Origin of the sequence: Cochlodiniinecator piscidefendens, from assembly GCF_011326755.1 — a bacterium.
In the GTDB taxonomy this organism is placed as follows: domain Bacteria; phylum Pseudomonadota; class Alphaproteobacteria; order Rhodobacterales; family Rhodobacteraceae; genus Cochlodiniinecator; species Cochlodiniinecator piscidefendens.
In genome coordinates this window covers 218635-233654 of sequence record NZ_JAAOIE010000005.1, presented here as the reverse complement: position 1 = coordinate 233654, position 15020 = coordinate 218635, and the positions used below count along the sequence as shown (strand labels likewise).

Annotated in this window: 18 protein-coding genes; 7 read left to right on the top strand and 11 right to left on the bottom strand. The window is 51.0% G+C overall.

Annotated features, from left to right (window positions below; all coding sequences use genetic code 11):
* The 3 genes from G9C99_RS14545 to parC form a co-directional block, all read right to left on the bottom strand.
* Positions 1-122 (bottom strand): GTP-binding protein (locus tag G9C99_RS14545; protein ID WP_231704078.1); only part of this gene is annotated, 122 nt, incomplete at its 3' end.
* 160 nt (positions 123-282) lie between these two features.
* The gene (locus G9C99_RS14540; RefSeq protein WP_205859865.1) at positions 283-924 is read right to left on the bottom strand and encodes a hypothetical protein; all 642 of its coding nucleotides are present in this window, start codon (positions 922-924) and stop codon (positions 283-285) included.
* Positions 925-1131: 207 nt separating this feature from the next.
* On the bottom strand, positions 1132-3369 hold the full coding sequence (gene parC, locus G9C99_RS14535; protein ID WP_166418251.1) for a DNA topoisomerase IV subunit A: 2238 nt from the start codon (positions 3367-3369) through the stop codon (positions 1132-1134).
* Between the two features lie 124 nt (positions 3370-3493).
* On the opposite strand from parC, the gene G9C99_RS14530 reads away from it, so the two are divergent.
* From G9C99_RS14530 to G9C99_RS14505, 6 genes are all read left to right on the top strand, one after another.
* A complete protein-coding gene (locus G9C99_RS14530) occupies positions 3494-3955 on the top strand; it encodes an SH3 domain-containing protein (RefSeq protein WP_166418235.1) in 462 nt (153 codons plus the stop codon).
* A 57-nt stretch (positions 3956-4012) separates the two neighbouring features.
* On the top strand, positions 4013-4846 hold the full coding sequence (locus G9C99_RS14525) for an SDR family NAD(P)-dependent oxidoreductase (RefSeq protein WP_166418234.1): 834 nt from the start codon (positions 4013-4015) through the stop codon (positions 4844-4846).
* A 72-nt stretch (positions 4847-4918) separates the two neighbouring features.
* Positions 4919-5125 (top strand): twin transmembrane helix small protein, encoded by a 207-nt coding sequence (locus G9C99_RS14520; RefSeq protein ID WP_166418233.1) that lies wholly within the window; start codon positions 4919-4921, stop codon positions 5123-5125.
* Positions 5126-5698: a cob(I)yrinic acid a,c-diamide adenosyltransferase gene (locus G9C99_RS14515; RefSeq protein ID WP_166418232.1), complete on the top strand. Its 573-nt coding sequence runs from the start codon at positions 5126-5128 to the stop codon at positions 5696-5698. It abuts the gene before it with no gap.
* A 153-nt stretch (positions 5699-5851) separates the two neighbouring features.
* Complete coding sequence (locus G9C99_RS14510) at positions 5852-6610, top strand: electron transfer flavoprotein subunit beta/FixA family protein (protein WP_166418231.1); 759 nt, start codon at positions 5852-5854, stop codon at positions 6608-6610.
* Positions 6610-7539: an electron transfer flavoprotein subunit alpha/FixB family protein gene (locus G9C99_RS14505; RefSeq protein WP_166418230.1), complete on the top strand. Its 930-nt coding sequence runs from the start codon at positions 6610-6612 to the stop codon at positions 7537-7539. Before G9C99_RS14510 ends, G9C99_RS14505 begins: the two co-directional genes overlap by 1 nt.
* Positions 7540-7610: 71 nt before the next feature.
* Here G9C99_RS14505 and G9C99_RS14500 read toward each other — a convergent pair whose 3' ends face one another.
* The gene (locus G9C99_RS14500; protein WP_166418229.1) at positions 7611-8438 is read right to left on the bottom strand and encodes a DUF6473 family protein; all 828 of its coding nucleotides are present in this window, start codon (positions 8436-8438) and stop codon (positions 7611-7613) included.
* A gap of 176 nt (positions 8439-8614) precedes the next feature.
* On the opposite strand from G9C99_RS14500, the gene G9C99_RS14495 reads away from it, so the two are divergent.
* Positions 8615-9490, top strand: coding sequence for a 3-hydroxybutyryl-CoA dehydrogenase (locus G9C99_RS14495; RefSeq protein ID WP_166418228.1), 876 nt, complete (start codon positions 8615-8617; stop codon positions 9488-9490).
* 31 nt (positions 9491-9521) lie between these two features.
* Here the strand turns inward: G9C99_RS14495 and G9C99_RS14490 are convergent, their stop codons facing one another.
* From G9C99_RS14490 to G9C99_RS14460, 7 genes are all read right to left on the bottom strand, one after another.
* Entirely contained in the window at positions 9522-10382 is an 861-nt protein-coding gene (locus tag G9C99_RS14490) for a lysophospholipid acyltransferase family protein (RefSeq protein WP_166418227.1), read from the bottom strand.
* 47 nt (positions 10383-10429) lie between these two features.
* Positions 10430-10699, bottom strand: coding sequence for an HPr family phosphocarrier protein (locus G9C99_RS14485; RefSeq protein ID WP_166418226.1), 270 nt, complete (start codon positions 10697-10699; stop codon positions 10430-10432).
* Positions 10700-10709: 10 nt separating this feature from the next.
* Entirely contained in the window at positions 10710-11102 is a 393-nt protein-coding gene (locus tag G9C99_RS14480; protein ID WP_166418225.1) for a PTS sugar transporter subunit IIA, read from the bottom strand.
* A gap of 6 nt (positions 11103-11108) precedes the next feature.
* A complete protein-coding gene (gene rapZ, locus G9C99_RS14475) occupies positions 11109-12017 on the bottom strand; it encodes an RNase adapter RapZ (RefSeq protein WP_166418224.1) in 909 nt (302 codons plus the stop codon).
* Positions 12017-12424 carry an HPr kinase/phosphorylase gene (locus G9C99_RS14470; RefSeq protein WP_331460009.1) on the bottom strand — a complete coding sequence of 136 codons (408 nt, stop codon included), beginning with the start codon at positions 12422-12424 and terminating at the stop codon, positions 12017-12019. The genes rapZ and G9C99_RS14470 overlap by 1 nt, the downstream gene beginning before the upstream one ends.
* A 74-nt stretch (positions 12425-12498) precedes the next feature.
* A complete protein-coding gene (locus G9C99_RS14465; protein ID WP_166418222.1) occupies positions 12499-14211 on the bottom strand; it encodes a sensor N-terminal transmembrane domain-containing protein in 1713 nt (570 codons plus the stop codon).
* Positions 14208-14909, bottom strand: coding sequence for a response regulator transcription factor (locus tag G9C99_RS14460; RefSeq protein WP_166418221.1), 702 nt, complete (start codon positions 14907-14909; stop codon positions 14208-14210). Before G9C99_RS14460 ends, G9C99_RS14465 begins: the two co-directional genes overlap by 4 nt.
* Positions 14910-15020: the final 111 nt, after the last annotated feature.

Here is a 15020-nt window from a genome sequence, read left to right as displayed (position 1 = left end):
GCTTTGAAATCGCCAAACTGCTTTGTGATCGCAGCTGTCAATGTGGTCTTACCGTGGTCAACGTGACCGATAGTACCAATGTTACAATGCGGCTTCGACCGCTCAAACTTTTCCTTAGCCATGATACAGGCGCCTCGTCCTTTGGGGGCCGAATTGGCCCGATCAACATGGCGCACGCGTTACGGGAATCGGCAAGAAAAATCAAGCACGACTTGCAATCTTCTCCCCCTATAAAAGGGAGATTAGTAAATTTTGTTATGGGTGTGCATTTCCGGGCACATCCTATGCCTCTTCTGGCGGCTCAACCAAGGGCAAGGCTTCGGCTTCTTCATCGGGAAGTTCTTCGGCAGCATCAGCTTCTAAAGACGATGAGCTTACGATCCCAAACCACTGTGGATTTTCTACCATCCAGTTCTGAATAGCAAATGCAGCATTCTGTGCTAAAGTCTGTAATTGTTCTTCGCGGCTTTTTGTCAAACCCGTTCCGATAATAGAATTCCCGTCCAAAGTTTCAAAGACTGTCAGCTGTTTCACTTCTTCGTTTAACTTTTCTTGGGTTTCGTCATCCCAAACCGTGACCGTGATAATCAGCACAGATTTGGGAGATGCGATAACTGGCAACCCAGGAGGCGCAAGAGCAAATCCATCAACACTTATGCCAATATTATAATAGTGATCCCCATCATAACGGCCAAATCGTTCATCCATAGCCAGCATCAATGCTTCGACCCACTCTTCAGGCTCAGCACGCCGTGAAATCGGGGCCATCTGCGCATTTTCTGCAAGCACAATATTATGCCCTAACAAAAAGTCACCCAAAGGAACCGGCTCTTCCTCTAACGTGGCCTGCCCCCCCGCACATGCCGCCAACATCGCGACAAGCGGAAAAACAAAACCCAAACGCAAAGTCTGCAACACTGACATAGACGTATCCTTTGTAATTCCTAATTTGGATAACCTAAGCCCCTATGACACGCAATCGCGCATACTCGGCTCGGCAATTCTCAACCGTTTCTATGTTCTGAGAGATACAGTTATGCGCGCCAGACAAGCTGATTGTAAGCAATCAGCTTGTCCCCTTTTGTCGAATGCGCCATGCACCTTTAGGGGATGCGACTGGTCAAATTACATCTAGTTGAATTTGTTATCACGCGGGAAACCACGTGGTGCCATGCGGCCTGTCCCCGCGCGTTTTCCCAACCAATCACTGAGTTCAGTTTCTGTACGTGTACGCCCAGCTGGGTCTTTCCAGCTTAGGCCTGCTTCCAGATTAAACGTGGCCGCGTCAGATAGGCCGCCATCTTTATACTTCTGAAGCCGCACCCCTTTGCCTCGTCCCATTTCGGGTAATTCATCGACTGGGAAGACCAAGACCTTACGATTTTCGCCTACACACGCCACGTGATCGCCAGAAATCGGTTTACATACCAAGGCCTGCACATCCCCGCGTACATTCAAAACCTGCTTCCCGCTGCGTGTCTGCGCAAGGATTTCGTCCTCAGTGGCAACAAAACCATCGCCCGCAGATGATGCCACCAGCAGTTTACGCCCAGGCTCGTGGATAAAGAACTCAACAATTTCGCATTCGTTTGGCAGATCAACCATCAAACGCAATGGCTCCCCCATGCCACGCCCGCCGGGTAAGGTCGATGCGCCGACAGTGTAAAACCGCCCATTGGTGCCCAACACCAGCAAACGATCCGTGGTTTCGGCATGAAACACAAACCGGCCCTCGTCGCCATCTTTGAATTTCAGCTCCTGATCCAACGCGATATGCCCCTTCATCGCGCGCACCCATCCCATTTTGGAACAGACCACCGTGATTGGCTCTCGTTCGATCATCGCTTCAATCGGCACGTCTTCGATTTCAACCGCATCTTCGAATTCTGTGCGGCGGGCACCGCCTGCGTAATCTTTGCCAAATTTCTTTTTTGTTTCGCGCAGCTGTTCGCTGATCCGCGCCCATTGCAGGTCTTCGCTTGCCAATAGCTCGGCAAGCCCTTCCCGCTCCAACAGCAACGCTTCGTGTTCACGCTTCAACTCTAGCTCTTCGAGTTTACGCAAAGACCGCAACCGCATGTTTAAGATAGCTTCAGCCTGAACCTCAGTCAGCTCAAACTCGGCCATAAGCATCGCCCGCGGCTCGTCTTCAAAGCGGATAATTTCGATCACGCGATCCAAATTGAGGAAGGCAACGATATACCCCTCGAGCACCTCTAACCGATGGTCGATCTTTTCCAATCGATGCTGGCTACGCCGCTGCAATACTTCACGACGGTGATCCAAAAAGGCTCGCAGCACTTCTTTCAAAGAGCACACTTTCGGGGTCAGCCCGTCAATCAACACGTTCATATTCAGGCTAAAGCGAACCTCAAGGTCACTTTGGCGAAACAGCGTATTCATCAAAACTTCGGGCTGTACGTTCTTTGATTTTGGTTCGATCACTAACCGAATATCGTCAGCAGACTCATCGCGAATATCCCCAAGAATAGGGATTTTTTTTGTTTGAATCAGCTCAGCAATTTTTTCGATGAGTTTTGATTTTTGCACCTGATACGGAATTTCAGTGACAACAATCTGCCAGACGCCGCGGCCCAAATCTTCAACATTCCATTTGCACCGCAAACGAAATGATCCACGGCCTGTACGATAGGTTTCAACGATAGATTCGCGTGGTTCAACAATGATGCCGCCAGTCGGAAAATCCGGACCTGGAATATAATTTAGCAGCGTTTCTTCACGCATATCCGGGGTCTTCACCATATGAAGACAAGCTTCGCACAGTTCGGCCACATTATGCGGTGGAATATTGGTCGCCATGCCAACCGCGATTCCTGTGGATCCGTTCGCCAACAGGTTCGGAAATGAGGCTGGTAAAACAACGGGCTCCGAAAGGGTGCCATCGTAATTTTCGCGGAAATCTACAGCGTTTTCTGATAACCCCTCAAGCAACGCTTCAGCGGCAGCCGTCATCCGGGCCTCAGTATATCGACTCGCAGCCGGGTTATCACCGTCGATATTGCCGAAATTCCCCTGCCCATCGACCAAAGGATAACGCACCGCGAAATCCTGAGCCAATCGCGCCATCGCATCATAAATCGCAGCATCCCCATGCGGGTGATAGTTGCCCATCACGTCACCGGAAATCTTTGCGGATTTACGAAATCCTCCCGTGCTGTTCAGTTTAAGTTCCCGCATGGCATACAGGATTCGCCGATGCACCGGCTTAAGGCCATCGCGCGCATCGGGCAAAGCCCGGTGCATAATCGTCGAAAGCGCATAGGTCAGGTAGCGCTCACCAATCGCACGGCGTAGCGGTTCTGAAGTTTCGTTCTCATCGGGAATTTGGTCGTCTTGCACGTCTGTCATAGGTAAATCTGTAGCCGCGCGTCGCGCCGAGGTAAAGCCATAGGGGGACAAATACAAATCATTCCCCCTGACTGCGACTTACGTGGCGCGGTATCACCTTCCTCAATTAAGGGGGGACGATATTATGATCCGATTAACTGCAGTACTTATTTTTGCACTTACAGCTATTTTAATGGTCTATGGCCAAGAACCAGAGCAAGCCGTTGCCGCGCAACCTCAGGTGACCGAAGTTATTAATCCCGTTGAAAACAACACCACGTCAGAAACGACCGAAACCCAAACCGCCGCAATCATTGCGCCAACCCTGCGCCCAGCGCGAACAAATACGCCCCATCTTATTCAGATCACCACCACAGACGCCCCTGAAGACGTATTACTGGAACGCACGGGTAATTGGTATGTAACGGGCGAAAGGGTTAACATGCGCTCGGGCCCGTCCACACAGAATCGTGTCGTTGACTCGCTAACCAGAGGCGAAGCCGTCAATGTCATTGGTTTTAATGGAAATTGGGCCCATTTACAGGTTCTTTCAAACGGTCAAGAAGGCTACATGTCCCGGCGTTACCTGAGTGCAAACCAGCCTTAAGATTGATCCTTTCACCAAACTCGCCTAGCGTCGCCGTAAAACGCGCGAGGCAGAAAAATGGCGAAGAAAACTATCCTGATCACTGGGTGTTCCTCAGGAATCGGTTACGATGCGGCACACGCGCTGCACAATCGCGGCTGGCGAGTGTTTGCAACCTGCCGCCAAGAAAAAGACTGTGTGCAGCTGCGTTCAGAAGGGCTCGAAAGCTTTGTTTTGGATTATGCAGATGACAACAGCATCGAAGACGCCGTTGCTGAAACACTGTCGCGCACAGGCGGCACGTTGGACGCGCTCTATAACAATGGGGCTTATGCTGTTCCCGGCGCAGTCGAAGACCTCCCGCGTGATGCGCTGCGCGAGATTTTTGAAACCAATCTGTTTGGCTATCACGAACTCACACGCCGCCTGATTCCTACAATGCGCGCCCAAGGCCACGGACGTATTATCAATTGTTCCTCTGTTCTTGGGCTTGTTGGATTACGCTTTCGGGGCGCTTACGTTTCCACAAAATTTGCCATGGAAGGCCTAACCGACGTCATGCGAATTGAACTGGCTAAGACACCTCTGGATATTATTCTAATCGAACCCGGTCCAATTACATCAGAAATTCGCGCAAATGCCCGCCCACACTTTGAAAAATGGATTGATTGGGAAAATTCGCCTGTCCGCAACACTTACGAAACCGGCCTTATCCCCCGCTTATACGAAGCCACTGACAAACCTGATTCTTTTGAACTACCAGCCAGTGCTGTCACGAAAAAGCTTATCCATGCTCTCGAATCCAAGCGCCCCAAAGCCCGCTATTATGTGACAACTCCGACTTACCTTATGGGTGTGCTGCGTCGCCTTTTGCCTACGCGCATGTTAGACTGGATTTTACTAAAGAGCTAACGCGACAGTTTTGCCTCTTCGCATTTTCCGGCAAAAGCCCTACATCACAGCGGCCCGCAGAAAGGACCTGTCATGCTGCAAGATCCCCTCTTTATTCTCGTTGCCATCTCAATCTTAGTTGTGTTGGTTATTTTGATGATAGGCATTGGTGCCTTTGGTCAAGGTGGCGAATTCAATCGTAAATACGCCAATAAGCTCATGCGGTATCGTGTAGGTGCGCAGGCTGTTGCTGTGATTTTGATTCTTCTCTTTATTGCACTACGAAATGGGGGCAACTAAATGGTTGTACTAAATAAAATCTACACACGCACTGGCGACAAGGGTCAAACCGCCCTGGGCAATGGGGAACGCGTCGCCAAGCACTCCATGCGTGTCACAGCATATGGAACTGTTGATGAAACCAATGCAACCGTTGGCTTGGCTCGCCTCCATGCAAGCGACAAATTGAGTACTCGCTTGGCGGCTATTCAAAACGACCTTTTCGATCTTGGTGCAGACCTCTGCCGTCCAGATATGGAAAATGATGCTACAGCCGAATACCCGCCTTTGCGTCTTGCAGCGTCACAAGTCGATCGGCTCGAAGCTGAAATCGACGAAATGAACGCATTACTGACCCCGTTGCGCAGCTTTATTTTACCCGGCGGGTCGGCCCTTGCCGCACATTTACACATGTGCCGCACGGTTTCACGTCGCGCAGAGCGGCTCGCGGTTGAGCTGTCCGAGTTGGAATCAGTTAACCCAGCGGCGGTGAAATTCCTCAATCGTTTGTCTGATTGGTTCTTTGTGGCTTCCCGCATCGCCAATAATAATGGTGAAAGCGATGTTCTGTGGGTCCCCGGGGCCAACCGTTAGCACAGTCATTTCGCAAAATATCTCAAACCCGACGTCACAAAGCCGCAGTTCGTCGATTTTAGTCTGTTTTCCTCTCTCGCGTTTCGCTAACAACGTCGCGAGAGCTTGGAACACGGTCCCGTTCGGGACCATTTTGTGAGGAGACCCACGCCCATGAAGGTACTTGTGCCTGTTAAGCGCGTGATTGACTATAACGTGAAAGTTCGTGTGAAAGCGGACGGAAGCGGTGTTGATCTCGCCAACGTCAAAATGTCGATGAACCCATTCGACGAAATCGCTGTTGAACAGGCGATCCGCCTTCGCGAAGCTGGCAAAGCTGACGAAGTCGTCGCAGTGTCCATCGGCGTTAAGCAATCCCAAGAAACATTGCGCACAGCGCTTGCTATGGGTGCAGATCGTGCGATTCTCGTCATTGCTGCGGATGATGTTCACACAGACATCGAACCTCTTGCAGTTGCGAAGATCCTCAAAGCCATCGTTGACGAAGAGCAACCAGGCATCGTTCTTGCTGGTAAACAGGCCATCGACAACGACATGAACGCAACCGGTCAGATGTTGTCTGCTCTGTTGGGTTGGTCACAAGGTACCTTTGCGTCAGAACTCGACGTAGACGGCGACAGCGCGACAGTAACACGCGAAGTTGACGGCGGCCTTCAGACGATCAAAGTCAAAATGCCTGCGATCATCACTGTTGATTTGCGCTTGAACGAACCACGCTATGCGTCTCTGCCAAACATCATGAAAGCGAAGAAAAAGCCGCTTGATGAGAAAACAGCAGCTGACTACGGCGTTGACGTAACTCCACGTCTCGAAATCGTTGGCACAACTGAACCAGAAGCACGCGCTGCCGGCATCAAAGTTGGCTCTGTTGACGAGCTGGTAGAGAAACTCAAAGAAGCGGGGGCTGTATAATGGCTGTTCTTCTTCTCGCAGAAGTCACCGATGGTGAATTGGCGCTCGACGCGACCGCAAAAGCTGTAACAGCTGCGGCCAAACTCGGCGACGTAACTGCACTTTGTGCAGGCGCAAATGCTGCCGCCGCTGGCGAAGCTGCTGCAAAAATCGAAGGCGTGTCAAAGGTACTCGTTGCCGAAGACGCCTCTTTGGGCCACCGCCTTGCGGAACCAACTGCAGCGTTGATCGCATCTTTGGCTGGCGACTATGAACACATCGTAGCCCCGGCAACCACTGACGCGAAAAACGTTCTTCCACGTGTAGCGGCATTGCTCGACGTAATGGTCATCTCTGACGTTTCTGGCGTCGTAGACGGCAACACGTTTGAACGCCCAATCTACGCGGGCAACGCGATCCAAACCGTTAAATCATCTGACAGCAAAAAAGTTGTGTCTTTCCGGACATCTACATTTGACGCTGCAGGCGAAGACGGTTCAGCTTCTGTTGAAACCATTGGTGCTGCTGCTGATCCAGCGCTCTCCGAATGGGTTGAAGACAAAGTTGCTGCGTCTGACCGTCCAGAACTCACCTCTGCTGGTGTTGTTGTTTCTGGTGGTCGCGGTGTTGGTTCCGAAGAAAGCTTTGCTTTGATCGAAACACTTGCAGACAAACTTGGCGCGGCTGTTGGCGCGTCGCGTGCGGCTGTTGACTCAGGTTATGCACCGAACGATTGGCAAGTTGGCCAAACTGGTAAAGTTGTTGCACCTGACCTTTATGTTGCGGTTGGTATTTCCGGCGCGATCCAGCACTTGGCTGGCATGAAGGATTCAAAAATCATCGTTGCAATCAACAAAGACGAAGAAGCACCAATCTTCCAGGTTGCTGACTTCGGTCTCGTTGCTGACCTGTTTGACGCTGTTCCAGAGCTTACCGAAAAACTCGGCTAACTCTTACGAACCCAAAAATACAAAAGGCCCGCTGTATACAACAGCGGGCCTTTTGCGTTCTGACCCGCGCTTTAAAGAAGCTCTTTGATCACCGGCGCGAGCATCTGCGCTGTTTCTCGATGTGCCCCGACCGACATCATGTTACGCGCGGCTGGTTCTTCCAACGGCGAAAAGACCATCCCCTCCGTCCCACGTTCACGCGCAGAGGCACTTGGGATGACTTCCACGTATGAATTCACCGATGGCCGCAATACGTCAATCATCGCCCGATCCACAAACAAAGGATCATCTCCTAAACCCTGCCGAACGTGATCTTGCTCCGGAGCATGATTGGCCAACCACAATAAAACCTTCACACCAGTAATCTGATCCAACAGTAATTGCATACGTGCCAGCCACGTTTCGCGTAACTCTGCCTGAACGAGGTTAAACCGATCAGATGCACGTGTTTTCAGCGCCGTCAACAAATGGCGTGTGAAATGAAACTCTGTAAAATCCACTTCACGAAACACTGATTGCATCAAATTCGTTGGCGCCAAGAACCGGTCATTGCGGCGCGGATGCACAGTATAATACCGGTTCGAAATGTTTTGTGCCCCAGTGATCTGAATCACTGTCACCTTGGCCCCTCGGCAATAACGCATCACCTCAGGATCCCCCAGAAAGGCATCGACTCCTGCATTGACACATCCGAAATTTAACGCGGGCATACGCATCTGTCGTTCAACCTGATTGATTAATGGGTTTTCAATAAATTTACCATAAATCTCAGACCCACCTAAAAAGGACAGATAGTTCCCTCGTGTTTTACGTTTCGGGCCACGAAACAACATTTTTGACCGCCCATATTGGCACGGACTATAGTCCAACAGGCTTTCGCCGTGGTGTTCATATGTCATGATACCCCCATATCCTAATTTAGACTCACCCAAGCCCAGTTAACCTGCCGGAGGTTTCTAAGTTCCTAAATCAGGAATTTGATGAAATTTTTCGAAACTTCGGTTTTTCAATCGCCCCTCTTGCGTCTTTGCGGCAGTGCAGCATAAGCTGCGCACGAATGGCGAAAGGAAGCCCAATGGAAATTCAATCGATCGGAATCGTTGGTGCAGGGCAAATGGGCAATGGGATTGCACATGTTTGCGCGTTGGCTGGTTATGATGTGATCTTGAATGATATTTCGCAAGAAGGCTTAGATAACGCTGTTGCCCTGATAAAAAAGAACCTTGATCGTCAGGTAAGTCGCGAAAAAATCTCGGCTGTTGAGGCCGAAACAGCATTCGCACGCATTACCACTACCTTAGACTTGTCTGACGTAGGTCAAACCGATTTGGTGATCGAGGCCGCAACGGAACGCGAAGATGTTAAAAACTCAATCTTCGACGCGCTTTTGCCTCACCTCAAACCAACAACGATTTTGACCTCTAACACTTCTTCGATTTCGATAACACGGCTTGCCTCCCGCACGGATCGGCCCGAGCGCTTCATGGGCTTCCATTTTATGAACCCCGTACCCATCATGCAGCTTGTTGAACTCATCCGTGGGATTGCTACTGATGAACCCACGTTCAAGGCCTGCTTGGCCGTTGTTGAACGTCTGGGCAAAACCGCTGCCAGCGCCGAAGACTTCCCGGCCTTTATCGTTAATCGCATTCTGATGCCGATGATCAACGAAGCCGTCTATACCCTCTATGAAGGCGTCGGATCGGTCAAATCCATTGATGAATCCCTCAAACTTGGGGCGAACCACCCAATGGGGCCGCTTGAACTGGCAGATTTTATTGGGCTGGACACATGTCTGGCGATTATGAACGTACTGCATGAGGGCCTTGCAGACACCAAATACCGTCCCTGTCCGCTGCTCACCAAATATGTCGAAGCAGGTTGGCTCGGCCGCAAAACACAGCGTGGCTTTTATGATTACCGCGGTGAAACACCTGTACCGACGCGATAATGCGTCGCTCCGATATGGTAACTGAGAAAACTTAGCGGTTTTTCAATGCGAGCGTTTTATCACGAAGCCACGCCATAAACTCGCGCGGTTTATCAACCATATCACCCATTTCATCTGGTGTAATAGCCTCACCAATAACCGGGTTTTGAGGTTTGTTGAGTGAACGACGTACCTCATGCAACAACAGCCCCTGCCGAAGCGTTGCTGATACTTTATCCGCAATATGATACGCCCGCGAATTCTTACCCGGAAAATAGATCGGCACGACGGTCGCGCCCGAACGTTTAATCATCTTCGCAGTAAATGGATTCCAGTCCCGTTCAATCGCTTCGCCAAACATGGTTTCCGTCGCTGCCACAGCGCCCGCAGGGAACAATACAATCACCCCACCCTTTTTCAAATGGGCCATGGAATCACGGCGCATCTCAAGGTTCTTCTGCACCGCATCCGCTTCGTGTGGAAAGGCCACCGGAATCATAAATTCTGCAATCTCAGGTACGCCCGTTAACAAACTGCGTGTCAGGATTTTATAATCAGTCCGAATACGGCCAATCAATTCGGCCAGAACCATCCCATCGACCAACCCGTGCGGGTGGTTCGCCACCACAACAACCGGACCTGTTTTTGGGATATTTAAAACCTGTTCTTCAGGGGTGAGCAAATCAATACCCATGATTTCCAGCCCTTGTGGCCAGAATGTCTGCCCCACAGGCGCACCTTGGCGTTCAAACTTACGGATCAACTGAAGCAGTTTAATCTTACCCGTCGTCCATTCGATCAGACGAATGGTGTTGGCCTTCCACGGGTTGCTAAACGTATTGGCATAGGACAGCCGCCCATGATCATAGGTTTCTTCGCCGATCTGTTCATTGGGTTGTGTATTATCTACCACGTTTTATCCGGTCTTCGCCATTGTGAGTGTCGCACGGCCTAAGCGCATCATATGCCTTCGCCGAAACGATCCGCAATCAAAGCTTCTAAAGCTGCCATCAGCTCGTCGGCTTGATCCCCTTTGGTTTCGACCTCGATAGATGTCCCGCGCGATGCAGCAAGCATCAGCAATCCCATGATTGAATCACCAGATGCATCCATGCCTTCGCGGGTAATATCAGCACTTGCGTTGAATTGCTCGACCACCTCGACAAATTTCGCCGAAGCCCGCGCATGCAAGCCCTTCTCATTAATTATATCAAGCGTTTTAAGCGCCATATCGGTCTTCCTAACCCAAAGGTCCGTCGCAACTGTTAATGTATTTCCGCCCAGCTTGTAAGGCCGCTGCGGTGGCCTCTTCAACTGATCTTGCCCGGCTTTTGGCCAATTTAACCAACATAGGCAAATTTGCACCATATAAGACCTTGCGATTGGCGCACTGACAGGCAGGTAGCGACAGATTTGACGGAGACCCACCAAACATGTCTGTTACCACGACGACACCGTCGCCTGTGTCCACCGCATCTGCCGCGGCGCAAATTTCGTTTCGTTTGTGGGCCCGGTCGTGATCGTATTCGATCGCAACCGCGCTTATACCTTCTTGCTTGCCGACAACATGCTCAACGGCTGCCAAAAACTCATTGGCGAGCCCCCCATGCGCAACGATCACTATTCCGATCACGCGTTATCACTCCGCTTGCTGGGGCTGCACCAGGCCCCCTCGTTCCAATTCTCGGTGCCGCACAGAAACAAGCCACCCCGCTTGCGCCAAATCCCGTGCCAATGCGATGGCTAACGTCACAGACCTATGTTGCCCGCCCGTACAACCAAACCCAATCGAAAAATGCGCTTTTCCCTCATCCATATAGGCCGGAAGCAACATTTTAGACAAATCTGACACTTTTTCGAAAAATGCCGGAAATCGTTTATCTGTAGAAACATAATCCGCCACAGCTTTATCCTGCCCATTTAAACGGCGAAGCTCTGCCTTCCAATAGGGGTTTCGCAGAAACCTCACGTCAAAGATCATGTCAACGCCACGTGGGATGCCGCGTTTATAGGAAAAAGACTGAACCGTCACCGCCAGGCGCTGCCCCGTTGTTCCGCCAAATTGGCGGCCAATCTCAGCGCGCAAATCATGTGGAGTCATTTCTGACGTATCAATCAATACGTTTGAGCGCGCCCGGATCGGAACAAGCAAATCAAATTCTCGCTCAATTCCTGTTTTTGGAGTTTCTTCGGGGGCCAAAGGATGACGCCTGCGGGTCTCTGAATACCGCCGCATCAGTACATCTAACCGACAATCTAAAAACAGGACTTCTAATGAAACACCCTGACTTTCACTCAGTTCGCCAATCATATCAACGAGCGCATTGGTGCTAAAATCCCGGTTTCGCACATCGATGCCCAATGCCATTGGTCGTTTTGCCGGTGGACCATCCAACAATCGCGGCAACAACGTCAGCGGCAAGTTGTCGATGGTTTCAAACCCCATGTCCTCAAACGTGTTGATCGCAGTTGATCGTCCCGCGCCCGAAGGCCCAGTGATGAGAATAATCCGTTGGTTTGCATCCGTTTGTGAGGATGGGTCAAGCATCAGGCATGTCGTCCATGTTTAACAAGTTGCAGTAACGCCGCTGCAAAATAATCTGCATTGACCTTGGCAAGCAAAGGCAATCGGACCCCTAAAATGCGGCATTCTCGCGGATGCGGCAAGCGGTCCTTTTCGACAGTCTCAAGATCAACAACCCATCGCAAATCAACAGGCCCTGCTGTCACTGCTCGCAATATCCCCACGCCGCGCGCTTCGATCAGCCCAGTTAGGGTTTCCGGACAACGCGCAATCAACCGTCCGCCCAATCGACCGACCTCAGTCCGGTCATCCGCAACCAATTCAGCACCGTACCCAAGCAACTGCAATGCCAAACCAGACTTTCCGCTGCCCGAGGGCCCTCGGATCAACAGCCCAGCCCCTTCAACAGACACCGTTGTCGCATGAAGCACCGTGCTTTCATCAAAAAGACCGCCCTTCTCGAAGGACGGTCTTTTTTCATTTTGCTTCGGTCTTTCGCTCATATTTATATCGGCAACCCGACCACAAACCGCGCGCCCAATGGCTCCGATGTTGCGTCCATATCTGTTGGGCGAATGTTTTCCGCCCAAATCACCCCACCATGCGCCTCAACGATCTGTTTAGAAATCGCGAGCCCAAGACCGGAGTTATTGCCAAACTGACCCTCTGGGCGTTCTGAATAGAACCGGTTAAACACTTTGGTCAGTGCCTGATTAGGGATCCCTGGGCCGGTATCTTCGACCACCACCAATACCCGATTTTCACGTTGCCGAACCCAAACACGGATCGCGTCCCCATCTTCGCAGAATGAAATCGCATTGGTGATCAAATTCACGAAAACCTGCGCCAACCGCGGCTCTAACCCCTGCACCAAAATTGTATCGCTAGGCACGTCAGAGATGAATTCGACCCCTTTGGATTTAGCCTCTTCGCCCAGATACTCAACAATATTGCCCAGCATTTTAATGAGGTTAAAGGTCTCTTCTTCCTCTTTGACCAACTCGCTATCCAACCGGGACGCATTGGAAATATCGCTTACCAAACGGTCAAGCCGGCGCACGTCATGTTCGATCACCTGCAGCAGCTTTTCCCGTTGATCATCACGTTTCGCAACACGCAAAGTACCCACAGCCGACCCAAGCGACGCCAAAGGGTTTTTAATTTCATGCGCCACGTCCGCTGCAAATTGTTCATTTGCATCAATACGATCATACAGCGCAGCCACCATCCCACGCAACGCACCCGACAGACGCCCGATTTCATCAGGACGTGCCGTCAAATCCGGTATTCGCACGCGACCCGGGCTCATTTTCCGGGCATTGCGATCACGACCCAGTTCCGCCGCCGCGGCCAAATCAGACACCGGATTGGCAATGATTGACGCGAGAACAAGGCTCAGCCCGATCGACACCAAAATCGCCACCACAAACATTTGTAGCACTTGTTCACGTTCTTGACGCACCAGCTGGTCGATTTCACCCGCCGCAGACACCAGCGCAACGACACCAACGGTATTCCCATCCACGACAATCGGCGACGCAACGCTAAAGCTCATACCGCTGTCTTCGGCTCGGATTGTATTGACCTGCGTATCACCCGCCATCGCTTCCATGGCCAACGCGCGCGCACGTTCTTCGGAGGTTAGGCTTATACCGTCATCGGCAACACCCAGTAGACCCGACAATCCCAACCAAATGCGATTTAGAAAATCAGTAATCAATGTGCTGCGGCCGGTGCGATCCGCCCCGGTCAAACCAGATTCAATTGGATTAAGCGTCCCAACCTTTGTCGCGACGACCTCTTCAGCGGGATCAAAGACAAACGCCTCAACCCCCGCCGGAAGATCAAGACCCTGAAGAACAGTATCAGGATCAACAAGCGCATCACTTTCGCTTACCGCCAAAACGCTTTCGAAAACATCGGCAACCAGTTCGGCCTCAACGACCAATCCAGCTTCGCGTTGATACACCAATGAATCGCGGAAAGGGTTCAGAAACAGGACCCCCACGACCAAAAAGATCAGTGCCAGCAAATTAAATGTGATAATTTTACGCGCCAATGGCGACCGGTTCAGCAGGATAAATCCGCGCCGTTCCCGTCGATCACGGGTCTCTTTGTCGGCCGTGCTTTCTGGGCCGACCCAGTCTTCGCCTAGGACGACATCCGCATTATGTGTTGAACTTTGGCCAGACAAATTGAACCCCGTTGTCAGCGTCACTCTTCGTTGTACCTGTAACCAATACCATAAAGTGTCTCAATCGCAGAGAAGTCACTATCTACATTTCGCATCTTTTTACGCAAACGTTTAATATGGCTGTCGATCGTACGGTCATCGACGTAAACCTGATCATCATAGGCCACATCCATCAGCTGATCTCGGCTTTTCACAAAACCGGGTCGCTGCGCCAGCGCCTGAAGCAACAAAAACTCTGTCACAGTCAGCGAAACATCCATACCCTTCCATGTCACCGCATGGCGCAATGGATCCATAGACAACTCACCGCGTGAGATCACTTTTTCTTCTTCGACTTCCGCAACTTCATCTGTTGCAATCGCTTCTTGCCGACGCAGAAGCGCGCGAATGCGTTCCACCAACAACCGCTGTGAAAATGGTTTTTTCACATAGTCATCCGCACCCATTCTCAGGCCAAGCACCTCGTCAATTTCGTCATCTTTTGATGTTAGGAAAATGACTGGCATTTTGGTTTTCTGGCGTAAACGCTGTAGCAAATCCATGCCATCCATGCGGGGCATTTTGATATCCAACACGGCCATATCTGGCAATTTACGATTAAATGCGTCTAGGGCAGATTGCCCATCATTATATGTTTCAACCTCGAATCCCTCGGCCTCAAGGGTCATGGAAACGGAGGTCAGGATGTTCCTGTCATCATCCACTAGCGCGATTTTCGACATTAGGATTGTCCTTATTCTGCTCTGATTATTATTTGCCTAATTTTTGTCACATTCTCCGATGTCTGCACTCAGGAATCAACCGCAAACGCGAATCACCGGGGGTAAGTGGCT

Excerpts from the sequence above, each read along its gene's own strand:
- G9C99_RS14540 (WP_205859865.1), bottom strand. The coding sequence starts at position 924 with ATGTCAGTGTTGCAGACTTTGCGTTTGGGTTTTGTTTTTCCGCTTGTC.
- parC (WP_166418251.1), bottom strand. The coding sequence starts at position 3,369 with ATGACAGACGTGCAAGACGACCAAATTCCCGATGAGAACGAAACTTCA.
- G9C99_RS14530 (WP_166418235.1), top strand. The coding sequence starts at position 3,494 with ATGATCCGATTAACTGCAGTACTTATTTTTGCACTTACAGCTATTTTA.
- G9C99_RS14525 (WP_166418234.1), top strand. The coding sequence starts at position 4,013 with ATGGCGAAGAAAACTATCCTGATCACTGGGTGTTCCTCAGGAATCGGT.
- G9C99_RS14520 (WP_166418233.1), top strand. The coding sequence starts at position 4,919 with ATGCTGCAAGATCCCCTCTTTATTCTCGTTGCCATCTCAATCTTAGTT.
- G9C99_RS14515 (WP_166418232.1), top strand. The coding sequence starts at position 5,126 with ATGGTTGTACTAAATAAAATCTACACACGCACTGGCGACAAGGGTCAA.
- G9C99_RS14510 (WP_166418231.1), top strand. The coding sequence starts at position 5,852 with ATGAAGGTACTTGTGCCTGTTAAGCGCGTGATTGACTATAACGTGAAA.
- G9C99_RS14505 (WP_166418230.1), top strand. The coding sequence starts at position 6,610 with ATGGCTGTTCTTCTTCTCGCAGAAGTCACCGATGGTGAATTGGCGCTC.
- G9C99_RS14500 (WP_166418229.1), bottom strand. The coding sequence starts at position 8,438 with ATGACATATGAACACCACGGCGAAAGCCTGTTGGACTATAGTCCGTGC.
- G9C99_RS14495 (WP_166418228.1), top strand. The coding sequence starts at position 8,615 with ATGGAAATTCAATCGATCGGAATCGTTGGTGCAGGGCAAATGGGCAAT.
- G9C99_RS14485 (WP_166418226.1), bottom strand. The coding sequence starts at position 10,699 with ATGGCGCTTAAAACGCTTGATATAATTAATGAGAAGGGCTTGCATGCG.
- rapZ (WP_166418224.1), bottom strand. The coding sequence starts at position 12,017 with ATGCTTGACCCATCCTCACAAACGGATGCAAACCAACGGATTATTCTC.
- G9C99_RS14460 (WP_166418221.1), bottom strand. The coding sequence starts at position 14,909 with ATGTCGAAAATCGCGCTAGTGGATGATGACAGGAACATCCTGACCTCC.